The organism is Brevibacillus sp. SAFN-007a (assembly GCF_051967035.1).
Lineage (GTDB): Bacteria > Bacillota > Bacilli > Brevibacillales > Brevibacillaceae > Brevibacillus.
The window spans coordinates 295,108-310,001 of record NZ_JBQCKK010000001.1 but is presented as its reverse complement, the minus strand read 5'-3'; the positions used below and the strand labels follow the sequence as shown (position 1 = coordinate 310,001).

Annotated in this window: 11 protein-coding genes and 1 tRNA gene; 3 read left to right on the top strand and 9 right to left on the bottom strand. The window is 58.3% G+C overall.

The annotated features are described in order from the left end of the window. Positions 1-88: 88 nt before the first annotated feature. The gene (locus tag ACTHO6_RS01545) at positions 89-2,365 is read left to right on the top strand and encodes an exo-beta-N-acetylmuramidase NamZ domain-containing protein (protein WP_440238617.1); all 2,277 of its coding nucleotides are present in this window, start codon (positions 89-91) and stop codon (positions 2,363-2,365) included. Between the two features lie 60 nt (positions 2,366-2,425). On the opposite strand, the gene ACTHO6_RS01540 is transcribed toward ACTHO6_RS01545, so the two are convergent. From ACTHO6_RS01540 to ACTHO6_RS01510, 7 genes are all read right to left on the bottom strand, one after another. Further along, positions 2,426-3,994, bottom strand: a complete 1,569-nt coding sequence (locus tag ACTHO6_RS01540; protein ID WP_440239389.1) for an acyl-CoA synthetase — start codon at positions 3,992-3,994, stop codon at positions 2,426-2,428. 348 nt (positions 3,995-4,342) lie between these two features. Beyond that, positions 4,343-4,431: transfer RNA gene (locus tag ACTHO6_RS01535), tRNA-Ser, on the bottom strand. Positions 4,432-4,513: 82 nt separating this feature from the next. Beyond that, a complete protein-coding gene (locus ACTHO6_RS01530) occupies positions 4,514-5,932 on the bottom strand; it encodes an aldehyde dehydrogenase family protein (protein WP_440238615.1) in 1,419 nt (472 codons plus the stop codon). 175 nt (positions 5,933-6,107) lie between these two features. Then, on the bottom strand, positions 6,108-7,388 hold the full coding sequence (locus tag ACTHO6_RS01525; RefSeq protein WP_440238613.1) for a peptidase: 1,281 nt from the start codon (positions 7,386-7,388) through the stop codon (positions 6,108-6,110). A 33-nt stretch (positions 7,389-7,421) separates the two neighbouring features. After that, positions 7,422-8,099: a 3-oxoacid CoA-transferase subunit B gene (locus ACTHO6_RS01520; protein ID WP_440238611.1), complete on the bottom strand. Its 678-nt coding sequence runs from the start codon at positions 8,097-8,099 to the stop codon at positions 7,422-7,424. Beyond that, complete coding sequence (locus tag ACTHO6_RS01515) at positions 8,081-8,773, bottom strand: 3-oxoacid CoA-transferase subunit A (protein WP_440238609.1); 693 nt, start codon at positions 8,771-8,773, stop codon at positions 8,081-8,083. The genes ACTHO6_RS01520 and ACTHO6_RS01515 overlap by 19 nt, the downstream gene beginning before the upstream one ends. Positions 8,774-8,788: 15 nt before the next feature. Further along, positions 8,789-10,141, bottom strand: a complete 1,353-nt coding sequence (locus ACTHO6_RS01510) for an aspartate aminotransferase family protein (RefSeq protein WP_440238607.1) — start codon at positions 10,139-10,141, stop codon at positions 8,789-8,791. Positions 10,142-10,290: 149 nt separating this feature from the next. On the opposite strand from ACTHO6_RS01510, the gene ACTHO6_RS01505 reads away from it, so the two are divergent. Then, the gene (locus ACTHO6_RS01505) at positions 10,291-11,835 is read left to right on the top strand and encodes a PucR family transcriptional regulator (RefSeq protein ID WP_440238605.1); all 1,545 of its coding nucleotides are present in this window, start codon (positions 10,291-10,293) and stop codon (positions 11,833-11,835) included. On the opposite strand, the gene ablB is transcribed toward ACTHO6_RS01505, so the two are convergent. Next, complete coding sequence (gene ablB, locus ACTHO6_RS01500; RefSeq protein ID WP_440238603.1) at positions 11,832-12,686, bottom strand: putative beta-lysine N-acetyltransferase; 855 nt, start codon at positions 12,684-12,686, stop codon at positions 11,832-11,834. The two genes, ACTHO6_RS01505 and ablB, sit on opposite strands and share 4 nt — an antisense overlap. A 370-nt stretch (positions 12,687-13,056) precedes the next feature. Here ablB and ACTHO6_RS01495 point away from each other — a divergent pair, with 370 nt between their 5' ends. Beyond that, positions 13,057-13,785 carry a glycerophosphodiester phosphodiesterase gene (locus ACTHO6_RS01495; protein WP_440238601.1) on the top strand — a complete coding sequence of 243 codons (729 nt, stop codon included), beginning with the start codon at positions 13,057-13,059 and terminating at the stop codon, positions 13,783-13,785. 53 nt (positions 13,786-13,838) lie between these two features. On the opposite strand, the gene ACTHO6_RS01490 is transcribed toward ACTHO6_RS01495, so the two are convergent. Next, positions 13,839-14,810, bottom strand: a complete 972-nt coding sequence (locus ACTHO6_RS01490; RefSeq protein WP_440238599.1) for a TIGR01212 family radical SAM protein — start codon at positions 14,808-14,810, stop codon at positions 13,839-13,841. Positions 14,811-14,894 lie beyond the last annotated feature (84 nt).

Sequence of the window (14,894 nt, the reverse complement as noted above, 5' to 3'; positions counted from 1 at the left end):
TTGTTACAAAAATACAACCAAATTGCTGGCAAAAACCGTTACAATGAACAAGAAACGACAGTACTTTTCTTCGAAAGAGGCAATGCTGATGAAAAAGTTGATTCCCTTCCTGATTCTGGCACTCATCTTGACCTTGCTTCCCCCTGGGGGCAGCTCTGCCAACACCGCTGCCATTCAATTGGGTAGCGACGTGCTGTTCGACCGCTTTCATCCACTCATCGAGGGGAAAAAAGTCGGATTGCTGACCAATCAAACCGGCGTCAACAGTCAGGGAACGAGCACGATCGACCTTTTGCGCCGGGATCGCTCCGTCACCCTCACCGCCTTGTTCGCTCCCCCGTACGGGTTGGATGGCAGGGCGCAAGGGGGAACGCACACCGATACGTTCCTTCACCCGGTGTACGGCATTCCGGTTTTCAGCCTGGATGACCCGACCCGTCAGCCGACTGCGGACATGTGGCGGCAGGTTGATACGCTTCTCGTCGATTTGCAAGACATAGGCGCTCGAACCTCTCCCTACCTATCGGCGCTGCAATACGCCATGACGGCTGCCAAGGAGCAGGGAAAGCAAGTCATCATCCTTGACCGTCCCAATCCGCTAGGCGGCACCATCGTGGAAGGGCCCGTGTTGGAAAAGCCGTATCAGTCCTCCATCGGCGTAGACGAGCTGCCTTTGGCTCATGGAATGACCATCGGCGAGTTGGCTCTGTTTTTCAACCGTTCCATTGGCGTTGACCTGTACGTTGTTCCGATGCAAGGCTACACCCGGACGATGCTCTACCCGGAAACCGGGCTGAACTGGGTTCCGCCCTCCCCGCCCCTTCCTGATCTGACTTCTGTCTATGGCTATATGGCAACAGGACTTGGGGCAGGCACGCCTGTTACCCCGAGAGACTATTTCACCTGGGTGGGCGCAGAAGGCATCGATTCTGTGCAATACGCCGATCTCATGAACGGAAGCTTGCTGCCTGGCGTATTGTTTCTCCCGGAGAAAAAGGAGAAGGCAGGCGGCGTACGGCTGCATATTTACGACCCGCGCAGCTTCCGTCCGGTCCAAACCGGGATGTACGCGCTCGCCTATGCGAGACAGCTCCAGCCGTTTCCCGTACCGCTCGGCACAGACAAGGAAATGACACTGTTCGAGCAGATGATGGGCACCAACAAAATCGGCCAGCTGCTTGCGCAAGGGAAGAGCCCGCACGAAATCGTTGACTCCTATGCAGACGCCCTGAACAAATTCACGGAGCTGCGCAAACGCTTTTTGATCTATAACGACGTACCGTTCGTTCCTGTCGCAGCTATCCACAGCCAGCCTGCGGTGCCCGGAACAACGCAGACGCCTGACACGGCTACTCCAGCTCCCAAGCCCGGAACTGCCCAACCGCCTGACACGGCTACTCCGGCTCCCAAGCCCGGAACTGCCCAACCGCCTGACACGGCTACTCCGGCTCCCAAGCCCGGAACTGCCCAACCGCCCGGCACGGCTACTCCGGCTCCCAAGCCCGGGACTGCCCAGCCGCCCGGCACGGCCGCTCCGGCTCCCAAGCCCGGGACTGCCCAGCCGCCCGGCACGACCGCTCCGGCTCCCAAGCCCGGGACTGCCCAGCCGCCCGGCACGACCGCTCCGGCTCCCAAGCCCGGGACTACCCAACCGCCTGGCACGACTGCTCCGGCTCCCAAGCCGCCAGCTTCGCCAGCGCCGAAGCCGGGCGAGAAAATCGCTTACTTGACGTTTGACGACGGTCCTTCACCTGTCACGCCGCATATACTCGATACGCTGAAAAAATACCAGGTGAAAGCCACCTTCTTTATCGTGGGCAGGCATGTCCCCGGAAACGAAGCGATCCTGAAACGGGCGGTTGCAGAAGGCCACGCCATCGGCGGACATACGTACTCGCACGATTACCAGGTGGTTTACAAAAGCACCGAGGCCTTTTTCGCCGACTTGGAAAAAGGCAACCAGCTGATTGAAAAAGCGATCGGGACGAAGCCCGTGCTGTTCCGCTATCCGGGCGGCAGCACCAATACCGTCAGTCTCAAATACCAGGATCCGAAACGGTACAACAACCAAAAAACAGTCATGAGCGCCATTAAAGCCGAAGCGAACAAGAAAGGCTATACGTTCATCGACTGGAATGTCACCAACGGAGACGCCCGCAGCAACCATTACACGGCCCAACAGGCGCTCGCCAACATCAAGCAGCAGGTGAAATCGCAGAAAGAAATTGTCGTGCTGATGCACGATGCCAGCACCAAATCGCCTACTGCACAAGCCCTTCCGGAAGTCATCGCCTTTTTACAGGCAAAAGGCTATCGCTTCGCAGCCATCAGCCCTGACCATCCAACGGTCTCCCATGTGAAGTAGGATAAACAGGAAAAACCCGCTCGACGAACCGGTTCATCCGGGGTCGGGCGGGTTTTTCAGCTAGGTGGTCGGAAGCGTGTCGTAGCGAAGGCGCAGTTCGCGTTTTAGTATTTTCCCGCTAGGGTTGCGCGGCAGGGTGTCGGTGATAAAGACGTACTTCGGCGCTTTGAACGGGGCGAGCCGTTCCTTGCAAAATGCAAGCAGTTCCTCTGACGTCACGGTCTCGCCCTCCTTCGGCACCACGACCGCCGTTACCGCCTCGATCCAGTACGGGTGCGGAATGCCGATTACGGCCACTTCCGATACGCTTGGATGCTGATAGATCAACTCTTCCACTTCCCTGCTCGCTACGTTTTCGCCCCCCGATTTAATCATGTCCTTTTTGCGGTCAACGACCGTGATGTACCCTTCCTCGTCCATGATCCCCAGATCACCGCTGTGAAACCAGCCTCCCTGGAAGGCAGCGCGCGTCTTCTCTTCGTCGCGGAAGTAGCCGATCATGGCGTGGCTGGTCCGGTGCACAATCTCACCGATGCTGCCTCTTGGCACCTCGATGCCCTCCTCATCGACAATCTTTGTCTCCACGTTCAGCGCCGGCTTGCCTGCCGAGCCTGCTTTGCGGATCTGGTCTCTCGGCGGCAACACGGTCGCCAGCGGGGCTACCTCTGTCTGTCCGTAAAAGTTGTAGAACTGTGCGTTCGGCAGACGCGTCCCCAGCTCCTTCAGCACTTCCACAGGCATAATCGCCGCTCCGTAGTAACACTTTTGGAGGGAGGAAAGATCGCGGGAGGCAAAATCGGGCGAGCGCAGCAAGGCAATCCAAACCGTCGGCGGACAAAACAGCTGCGTCGCCTTATGCGTCTCGACCATTTCCAGCATCAGGCCGGGAGTCGCCTGCTCCAAAATAATGCCGGTACCGCCCAAATAAATATAGGGGCCGAGGAAGCAGTGCAGCTGTGCGCTGTGGAACAACGGAAGCGCGTGGATCGCCACGTCGTCGTGGGACATGTTCCCGTCAATAATCGTGCTCACGTACTCGGACAAAATGCTGCCGTGCGTCAGCATGACCCCTTTTGGCCGCGACTCCGTACCGCTCGTGTACAAAATGTGGGCGACATCGTCGTCGAAAAGCTCCTGCTCCGGCTCGTCCGTGCGCGCATCCTGAATCAACGTGCGAAACGGCACCCACTCCCCTTCCGGCTTCGCCGGTCTGGAGATAAGCGACAGCAGCTTCGGCGAAAGCTTGGCCTGGCCGATGGCCGCTTGCGCCACGGCGAGAAACTCCGGCGCCACAAAGCAGGCGCTCACCTCGGCATGCCCCAGAATAAACGCCACATCGTCAGTCGTCAGCATGAAGTTGATCGGCACCAGAATCAGCCCCGCTTTGGCCAGCGCGAAATTGAGAATGACAAAGTCCATCGAGTTTCTGGACAGCACCGCCACTCTCTCGCCTTTTTGCAGACCATGGGCGAGGAAGGTGTGAGTCGCCTGATTGACAAGCTGGTCCAGTTCACCGTATGTAAGCGCTTCCTCTTCGAACTGCAAGGCGATCTTGTCCGGGTAACGCATTCGACTTCTTCGCAGGATGTCACCAAGCGTATTTCTTCTGGCTCGCTGGGCTTCGTTCATCATGATCCCCTCCCTCAACCTCGTTTCCTTTTATTATATCGCAATTTTCTCTCTACTGTTTATTTTCTGATTTTTTATCGCATAAAAAAAGCGGCAGCCCCTTCTGCCTTATTGAAGCTGCCGCAGGCCCCAAGAAACAGTCGAGTCCTTGTGTTCAGCATATCTCATCTCGCGCCAAGCTTCGATATTGGTTCTTCTGGATTTTCAGGAAAAAAACGGCTGGTCTGTCCAGCAGCCGTCATGTGCTGTTGGACCCGACTTTTGGCCGTTTCCTGTTGAAAAAGAAAAAGACCTCTTCCGCAAAAAAGAGATCGTGCCCGCTTCGCTTATAGACTGCTTGACAAAAGATGGCGGAGGGAGCAGGATTCGAACCCGCGTGAGCTTGCACTCTAACGGTTTTCAAGACCGCCCCGTTATGACCACTTCGGTATCCCTCCGCGTTGCTACTTCATTCAAATCCACTATAGCACAGCCCCAAGCGTACTTGCAAGCGCCTCCAAACGAGGCCGCCGGGCTGACTCAGCGCTTGACCACCACGAGCTTCAGCTCGCTCAGCTCGTCAGTGGCATATTTGACCCCTTCTCTTCCCAGACCGCTTTCCTTGACGCCCCCATACGGCATATGATCGACCCGAAAAGTGGGAATGTCGTTGATGATGACGCCGCCAACCCGCAGTTCATCCGCCGCTTCCAGCGCAGAGGCCAGATTATTTGTATACACCCCTGCCTGCAAACCGTAGCGCGAATCATTGACCAGCCGAATCGCCTCTTGCATGGACGCGACCGGATGAATGAGCACGACCGGACCCAGCACTTCCTCGCGAGAAATTTTCGCTTCCGGCGGCACATGGGTCAATACGGTCGGCAGCAGCATCCGTTCCACCACTTCGCCGCCACAGGCAAGCCGCGCTCCCTGTTGCACCGCCTCGCCAATCCATTCCAGTACCCGCTCGGTCTCTCGCGGATGAATCATTGCGGAAAAATCGACGTGCTCCTCAAGCGAGTCGCCGCCGCAGAGCGCCTTCGTCTGCGCCACAAAGCGGCTGAGAAACTCGTCGTACAAGCGGTCTGCGACGTACATGCGCTGAACCGACGTGCAGACCTGACCGGAATAGGCAAACGCGCCAAACAGGCAGCGCGGGATTACCTCGTCCAGTTGCGCGTCGGAATCGACGATGACCGCAGCGTTTGCTCCCAGCTCCAAAATCACTTTTTTCAGGCCCGCGCGGTTGCGAATGTCGATCCCGACCGCCGGACTTCCCGTGAAGGTCAAGGCGCGAACTCTCGGGTCTGTCACCAGCGTTTCGCCCACGACGCCCGCGCTGCCTGTGACGACGTTCAACGCCCCGGCCGGAAGTCCCGCCTGTTCTGCCAGTTCGGCGAGAAACAGCGCACTGAGCGGCGTCTGGGAAGCAGGCTTCAGTACCACGGCATTGCCAGCGGCGAGCGCGGGTCCGACCTTGTGCGCCACCAGATTGAGCGGAAAAGGAAACGGCGTAATCGCCCCGACGACGCCCAACGGCTCGCGGACCGTGTAGGCCAGGCGACCTTCTCCGCCGATTGCGGCGTCGAGCGGGATCGTTTCTCCGTGCAGCCGCTTGGCTTCTTCTGCTGCAAACCGATACGTCTGCACGGTGCGGATCACTTCCCCGCGCGCCGTCCGGATCGGTTTTCCCGCCTCAAGCGCGACAATCCGGGCCGCCTCCTCCATCCGTTCGTCCAGCAGCAGGGCGATTTTCTCCAGAATAGCCGCCCGCTGGTAAGCAGGCATCCGCCGCATCGTCGTCGTCGCTTCCTCGGCTGCCGCAATCGCCCGTTCTACTGCCTGCGCGTCGGCCTGGGGAACATGGGCAATCACCTGGCCCGTACAGGGCGAATACAACGGGGCATGGTCTGCCATCGGCACCCATTTTCCCCCGATATAACACGCTCTTTTCACCGCCATCTCCTCCGTTCCTCAACGATTGGACTTTGCGCAACCTCTCCAATCATTCTCCAGCGCAGATCGCGCTTCCTTGTGCGGAGGAGAAACTTTTTCATTTTTCGCACAAAAAACACTCGAACCCTAAGCCGAAAACAAGCCGTTCCAGGGAAGCTGCCCGCTACCCGCTCGCCTACTTCGCTGGCCCTTCTGCAACGCCGCACCAGTCCAGCATGGTCAGCGCAAAAATCTCCGCGCAGCGGAACACGTCATCCAGCACGATGTATTCGTCCCGATAGTGCGCGACCTGTGTAACGCCCGGCCCCACGACGATGGCAGGCGTGTCGGCCAGCGCCGTCAGCAAACCGCCGTCCGTTCCCCATGGCGAAGCTTCCACGATTGCGCGCTCGCCAGTCACCGCCGCGAACTTGTCCTGCAAAATCTCCATGAGCGGATGATCTTGCGCGACATCTCCCGGCACCCAGCGCGCCCCGTACCACTCCAGCTCGACTGGCTGCTCGGCAAACCACGGATCGACCTCGGCCAGCCGCTGCAAGGCCGCTTCCATCTCCGCCTTGGCATCGTCCATCTGCTCGCCCGGCGCTACGCCCATCCTGCCTTCCAGCTTGACGAGATCGGCGACGGACGACGGCCATTTTCCCCCTTCGATCACCCCGATGTTGATCGGAATCGGGATCGGCAGCTTGGCGTACAGCGGATCGTCCAGGCGATCGTTGCGCTCTTTTTCCAGGCGGCCGATCGCTTGCACGACCAGCATGCTCTTCTCGATGGCGCTCACCCCTTCGTAGCGGGTGCCACCGTGAGCAGAACGCCCCTTGACCGTCAGACGGAACCACATCGAGCCTTGCTGTTTCGGGAAAATTTTCATGTTGGTCGGCTCAGGGATGAGCGCCGCATCTGCCTTGTAGCCGCGCAGAATCGTAGCGAGCGTTCCGGCTCCCCCGCTCTCTTCCTCCACGACGCTTTGGTAGATGACGTCTCCCTTCAGCCGGACGCCCAGCTTTTGCAGGACGGAGATCGCGAGCAGCGACGACAGGTTCCCGCCCTTCATGTCCGTTGCGCCTCGGCCGTACAGCTTCCCGTCCTTGACTTTTCCGCTGAACGGATCGTCGCTCCACTGCGCGTAATCGCCGGCAGGAACGACGTCGACGTGCCCGTTCAAAATCAGCGAGCGACCATCGCCTGCGCCCTTCCAGACACCGACGACGTTCGGGCTGCCCTCAAACGTCTGGCGGGGAGACACGAAGTACGGATGGGAAACCAGCTCCTCCCCCTGCATGACCCACAAATCGACGGCCAACCCCATTTTGGCCAACAGCTCGGCGATGCTTTTTTGAATCGGCTCCTCCGCTCCTTGCACACTTGGGCTTTGCACCCATGCCTGCAACAGCTTGACGGAAGCTTCCCGCTCTTTTTCCAACTGCTCTCGTATCAACGCTTGCCAGTTCGCCATGTTCTTCCCCCGTTCTTTGCGGAATCGTCTTGCCTAGCGGAATACGCTCACTTCTCCCTCGATTTTCAATTCGGCTTCGGTTGCCCCAATCACATCAGCGACGCTGTACGGATACATGACCTCGCGCAAATACAGACCGTCCGGCTTCACTTCCATCACGGCCATGTCGGTAATGATCCAGTCTGCCGCCTTGCTTGCGGTCAGCGGAAGCGAACATTCGCGCACGACTTTGGAGCGGCCGTTTTTGTCGAGGTGGGTGGTGACGACCATCACCTTTTTCGCTTTTTGCGCCAGCTCCATCGCTCCGCCCATTCCCGGCACGCGTTTGCCCGGCACGATCCAGTTGGCGATATCCCCGTTTTGACTCACTTCGAGGACGCCGAGAATCGTCATGTCCAGCAAGCCGCGGCGAATGATCGCAAAGGCCGTGGCGCTGTCAAAAAACGACGCCCCCGGCGCCAGAGTAACCGGAAACCCGCCCGCATTGCAGAGCATGGGGTTTTCTTCCCCTTTGGCCGGGCTTGGTCCGGTGCCCAAAATGCCGTTTTCCGCGTGAAACAGGACGCGTTTGTCCGGCGGGATGAAATCGGCCACCAGCGTGGGGATGCCGATCCCCAAATTGATAATCATGCCGTCCTCGACTTCCATCGCCGCCCTGCGCGCGATTCGCTCGCGGTAGCTCACGATCTCGTTTACTTCTCCCACGCCCATTGCCAGTTCACCCCTTCGCTTTGTACGATGTAGTGGACGAAAACGCCGGGCGTGACGATTTCCTCCGGGTCCAACTCGCCTACCTCCACGATTTCGTCCGCTTCGACAATCGTAATATCTCCCGCCATCGCCACAAGCGGGTTAAAGTTGCGGGCGCTCGTATCGTACACCAGATTGCCGAAACGATCCGCTTTCTTCGCATGGACGATTGCCACTTCCGCCGTCAGCGGCGTCTCCAGCAGGTACTCTTTTCCGTCCAGCACGACTTTTTGCTTGCCTTTTTCCGCGATCGTGCCGATGCCCACGTCGGAGAGAATCCCGCCCAGCCCGACGCCGCCTGCCCGCACCCGCTCGGCGAGAATTCCTTGCGGGCAAAACTCGACCTCAAGCTCGCCTGCCGTCATTTGCGCCCCTGCGTTCGGGTTGGAGCCGATGTGGGAGGCGATCACTTTTTTCACGCGTCGTTCTGTTATCAGCTTGCCGATCCCGATGTGCGGAAACGCCGTATCGTTGCTAATCAGCGTCAAGTTGCGCACCCCCAGATCCAAGATACCCTGGATCAGCGTAGGGGGATTGCCCACCCCGCCAAAGCCGCCTGCCAGAAGCGTCATCCCATCGCGAAAATGGGAGAGCGCCTCCTGGACGGACACCACTTTATCAAAACGGTTTGCCATCGCTCTTCTCCCCCTCTAGCCAATCAGCGCCTTGTCTTTTAGCTCCTGCTGAACACTGGCAATCGCCTCTTTCAAGAGGGCGATCAGCTCGTCAATCTGCTCTTTTGTCATCGTCAGCGGCGGAGCTACGATGAGCGAGTCGCCTGCCACGCCTTCGATTCCACCGATGGCCGGATAGAGAAGCAGACCTTTTTCGAAGGCTCTCGCAATGATCTTGGACGCCACTCCCTCCGACAAGGCGAACGGCTCTTTTGTCGCTTTGTTTTTGACAAATTCCAGGCCGCACAGCATGCCGAGTCCGCGCGCCTCTCCGATCAGCGGCAGTTCATCTGCCAGCTCCTGCAGGCGAGACAGCAAGTAAGCGCCTTGCTCGGCCGCTTTTTCGATCAGGCCGTGCTTCTCGACGTATTGCAATACCGCGAGCGAGACGGCAGCCGACTGCGGATTGGCGCTGTAGGTGTGCCCCGCCATAATCAGACCGCTTCCCTGGGTGATCGTCTCGATAATCTCATCCGTCACCATCGTGGCCGCCATCGGCGTATAGCCGGCGCTCATGCCTTTGCCAAGCGCCATCAGGTCAGGCACGACGCCCCAGTGATCGATTCCAAACGCTTTTCCGGTGCGTCCTACCCCTGTCATCACCTCGTCGGCGATGAACAGCACTTCGTATTGGTCGCAAATTTCGCGAATCCGCTGGAAGTAGCCGTCTGGTGGCACGACCGCACCGCCAGAGGCGCCAATGACCGGCTCGGCGATAAACGCCGCCACCTGCTCGGCTCCGACGCGCAGGATGGCCCGCTCCAGCTCATTCGCGCATTCCAGGGCATACGCTTCCAGCGACATGCCGGCTGGTCTGCGATACGGATATGGCCCGGTAATCGTCGGATAATCCTCCAAAAGCGGGACGAAGCGTTTGCGGCGCAGTACGTGCCCGGACATGGAGAGCGCCCCCATGGTGATGCCGTGGTAGCTCATCCAGCGGGAGATGATCCTGGTTTTCGTCGGTCTGCCTTTTTCCTGCCAGTATTGGATCGCGATTTTTTGCGCCGTCTCCGTCGCTTCGGAACCGCTGCTGACAAAAAACGTCCAGTTCAACGAGCCGGGCGCCCATTCGGCCAGCTTCGCCCCCAGCGCCTCCACAGCGTCGCTGCTGAAATGCGAGCGGTACGCAAACGATACCTTTTGGGCCTGCTGGTACATCGCTTCCGCCACTTCTTCCACCCCGTGGCCGATGCTCGCGGTCACAGCCCCGCTACAGCCGTCGATATAGCACTTGCCGTCCGTATCGTATAAATAAATGCCTTTTCCATGCGAAATGAACGGATACGTCTTGCCCAACTCCGGTTTGATTACATAGCTTCTGCTCATGGTTGTCGCCACCTCGTTTCTTCTCTCCCTTTATCCTAGCCGACCTGTTCTGTTCATCCATCCGACGCGCTGGCAAAAAAAGATGGCGAAGAGACCCAATCTTTTGTACATTTTGTATAAAGATTCGTTGCCATCCGGAGGTGTGTCTCGTGACGATTACGATCAGAGAGGCTCTGCAACTGCCTGACATGGTGCAGACGCGATTGGTCGCAGGAGCGGGCGGACTGGACAATCCGATTCGGTGGGTGACGATTGTCGAGGTGCTGGAGGACGCCAGCCGTCTGCAGGAAGGCGAATTTTTGATTACAACCGGCTTCGGACTCGCGGAAAACGGGGAGCGGCAAAGCTCGTTCATCCCGACGCTGGCCAAGCAAAAGCTGAGCGGGGTCGCGATCCACACCGGGTTTTACTTGCGGGAGATTCCTGAAAGCTTTCTGGCGCTGGCCGATCGCTATCAGCTCCCGCTCATCGAAATTCCTACCGAAATCAATTTTTCCACCATCACCAAAGCGATTTTGCAGCCGATCGTCAATCGGCAGTTCGAGACGCTCGCCTACTCGCAGGCGATCCACAACCGCATGATTGACGCAGCCCTGTCCAAAGGCGGGCTGCCCGCCATCGCCGCCGAGCTGGCCGAGCTGACCGGTGGCGTCGTGACGCTCCTGGACGCTCTCGGCTTTGAAGTGACGCAGCACGGTTGCACAACAGCATGGTCCCATGGCGATGCAACAGAACAGGTGCATACGGTGCCGATCCGCGCCAGTCGCGAGCATTTTGGCACACTCAGTCTGGTCAAGCCGCGCGAGGCGTGGAAGGAGCTGGACGAGGTGGCGCTCCAGCACGCCGCCACCTTGTGTGCGCTGGAATATGTAAAAGAACGCGCTGTTTCCGCGACGGAATGGCGGCTCAAGGGCGACTTCGTCGAAGAGCTTTTAAACGGAAAGCCGATGAGCCCGCAAGAGTTGGAAAACCGCTGTCGCATGCTCGGATATCCGCTGTCGGGCAAGCATTTCGTCGTAGCCGTCAAGGTGGACACGGCGGAACCGGACAGACTGGGCGAGCTGCACCAAAGCGTCATCACGCTGATGCGCAGGCTTTGCGACCGCCACCAGCGCTCGTATCTGCTGCGGGAGCGTCCTCACTGCCTGTTGTTCGTCCTGCCCGATGACCGGACCAGCCTGCAACTGCTGGAGCAGTTCACGTCACGCTGGCAGGGGCTGCACCCTTCCCCCGCCCTGCAGGTCGCCATCAGCGATTCGCGCGATCAACTGACAGACGTGTCAGGCGCCGCGGAGGAAGCCATGTTCGCGCTGCAAGCCTATCCCTTGCTCGCTCGCGCTCCTGCCATACTGCGCTATCACGATATGCAAGGCTACCAGTTCCTGTTTCCGTACCGCCGCGATGAACAGAGCCTGCTGAGGCTGTGGAAGCCCGTTCTGGAGCCTGTCATGCGTTACGACAGCAAGTACAACCAGCAACTGCTGGAAACGCTGGACGTGTACCTGGCCCAAAACGGGAACGGTCTGCAAACCTCCCAAACGTTATATATTCACCGCCACACCTTGAAATACCGCCTGACCCAGATCGAAGAAAAGACAGGCTGTCGCCTGGACGACGCCCATCAACGCTGGCAGCTTCAACTGGCGCTTATGGCACGCCGTCTGCACCTGCAGCTGTTTCCTTCTCCCAGCTAGACGGATGACTCCCTGGTCGGCCGCAGCGGCTTCACCCAGATGTTCATGTCTTCGAATCCGGAGAAAATCGTACAGTTGTTGATGAGCCGCCCCCGGTATTCATAGCCCATCTTGGCCGCTGTCACGTTCATCCCTGCCGATTGGGCCCGTGTCAACGTGTAGAGATAGTAAATCCCTGCCTCCTCCATCCGTTTTTCCAAGGCGCGAAACAGCGGCTGGAGAAGGCCCTTTCCGGCGTGATCCGGATGGGTGGCACAGTCGGTCATTTCTGCCGAGCCCATGCGTTTTGACACCTCGGCGGAAGCTGCGCAGGCAATGTTTCCTGCCTGCTCGACGACGTAGTAGATCGTGCCCTCCTGCATTGTTTTTCGCACGTACGACGGATCATCCATGGGAGTTGGATACGTTGCGAACACAAGGCTGTACAGCCGTGCCAGCTCCCCTGCATCCGCCTCGGTTGCCGGCCGTATGCGATACCCTTCCGGCAGCGGCTTTTCTTCCCCTGCGCCCGCTTTGGCCAGACTCAGCGCCAAAATTTCCTCGGCCAGCTCCGGCGCTGCGGACGTTGCCCGTTCCTCTGTCGTATACGCTGCGAGCATGTAGGCATTTTCTCCGCGAAAAAAGCCGTCAATGACCCCTTCCTGCCGATAGCCAAGCGCGAGCCACTCCGCTACATCCCGCTTCTTCCCGTACACGATCAGCTTGGTGGCATGGGACTTTGCTGCCACCTCCCGCAGCATCTGGTCGTATGTTTTCAGCTGCGCCGAATCGTACTGATGCAGCTTGACCCGGCGGTTTTTCGGATCGTCCACCAAATCTCCGGCGGCAAGCATCTCTTCCATCTGTGGCATGTCACTACCCCTTCCCTGATTTCCGTGTGCTTTCATTGTAGCAAATGGAGCCTCCCCGTCATCTGCCAATCTGTATAAAAAGTGGGCAGCCAGGCACAAATGAGGAGAGGTTGGGCATTCGACGAGCGCCATTTTCCCTATTGGCTCATAAGATGAAGGGAGTTGCTCCATCTGGGAAGGAGGGGGTATTGATGAGCTGCAACAGAAACAACGACTTCGCCCTTGTCTTGGTTTTGTTCGTTCTCCTCGTCATCGTTCTCGTCTCGATTTCATAGGAACACGTTTGTGCCCCTCACCATAGGCAGTATTGAGGGGCGACTTACATATGCTTGTAAAAGGCACGAAACGTCTGAGAAGGGAGGAAGCCCACGTGTCCACACTTGTGTTCGCGCATCGCGGCGCTTCCGGCCTGTATCCGGAAAACACGATGGAAGCCTTTCATGCTGCTGTCCGCAAGCACGCGGACGGGATTGAGCTGGACGTCCAGCTCAGCCGCGACAACAAGCTGGTCGTCATCCACGATCACCGGCTGGAACGGACAACAAGCGGCCATGGCCCCGTGCGCGGCTATACGCTGCGCGAGCTGCGCCAGCTGCGTGCAGACAAGGTTTGTTCCACGCGTTTTCCCAAAGCCCGGATTCCCGTTCTGCGGGAGGTATTGGAAGCTTTTTCCGATACATCGTTGCGCTTCATCATCGAGTTGAAAAACTTTTTTCAAAAACAGCCCGACCTTGAAGAAAAAGTCATGGAGCTGATCCGGCGCTACCAGCTGACGGAGCGAACAATCATTTCCACGTTTAACTTCGACAGTTTGTTGCGTATCAAAGAATTGGACCCTGCGCAAACGACCGGACTTTTATACGTCGGCCCGATCGCCAAGCCGTGGGCAGTTGCCAGCCAGTATCGCTGCGAGCAGTTGCACGTGCCGTACGACCAGTTGACACCCGAGCTCGTCCAAGAAGCCAAACAGCGCCATTTTACCGTCTACGGCTGGACGGTAAACAGCAGTCGGCAAATCCAGCGGGCCGTCGATATCGGCGTGGACGGGATCATCACCAACTACCCGGGGCGGGCCAGAAAAATCATTCAGGTCGAGTAGACCAACTAAAAAGGAGCCTCCGCAAAGGCTCCTTTTTGCTTGACCATTCCTTCTTATCCGCGCGGAACGTACAATTTTCCCTGCCAGCTGTTTCGACGGTTCAGCTCGGCATGGATTCCGTTCAGCACTTCCCACTTCTTGCGACTCCACATCGGCCCGATCAGCAAGTCTTTTGGCCCATCGCCTGTGATACGGTGAACAATCATTTCCGGCGGCAGCATTTCGAGTGTATCCACCGCCAGCTTGGTGTACTCCTCCTGCGAAAGAAATTTCAGCAGGCCCGCTTCGTACTGCTTGACCATCGGCGTTTTGCGCAGCAGGTGCAGCAAGTGGATTTTGATGCCTTGCACGTCGAGATGGGCAACCGCCTCTGCCGTCTGCATCATTTCCTCGTGCGATTCTCCCGGCAGCCCGTAAATGATATGCGTACAGACGCGAATGTTGTGCTTGCGCAGCCTCGCCACCGCATCGACATAGCAGGCATAGTCGTGTCCCCGGTTAATCAGCTGCGCGGTATGCTCGTGTATCGTTTGCAGGCCCAGTTCCACCCACAGGTACGTCCGCTCGTTCAGCTCCGCCAAATACTCCACGACATCGTCCGGCAGGCAGTCGGGGCGTGTAGCGATCGAGAGACCTACTACCCCTTCCTGCTTGAGAATCACCTCGTACATCTCTCGCAGTTCGTTGACAGGCGCGTACGTGTTCGTATACGCCTGGAAAAAGCCGATGTATTTGGCCTGTGGCCACTTTTCGTGCATCCGCGCCTTCACATCGTGAAACTGCCGCTCCAGGTCCATTCTCCGGTCGCCGGCAAAATCGCCGGAGCCGCGCGCGCTGCAAAATGTGCAGCCCCCTGTCGCTACCTTGCCGTCCCGATTCGGACAGCTGAAACCTCCGTCCAGCGGAACCTTGAAAATCTTTTCGTGAAAGATGGAACGCAAGTGGTAGTTCCAGGAATGGTATCGTTTGTCTCCCCATAGCAAGGGAGTGACGTCATTGTCGTGTTGGGGTGCCAGCTTCCTCACCGTCTTCCTCCTCGTCCCGCAGCTGCGTGCTTCTTGTTGGCTCGCAGCCCATGCGCCCATGCCTTGTTCCCGGCTGCACGGCGC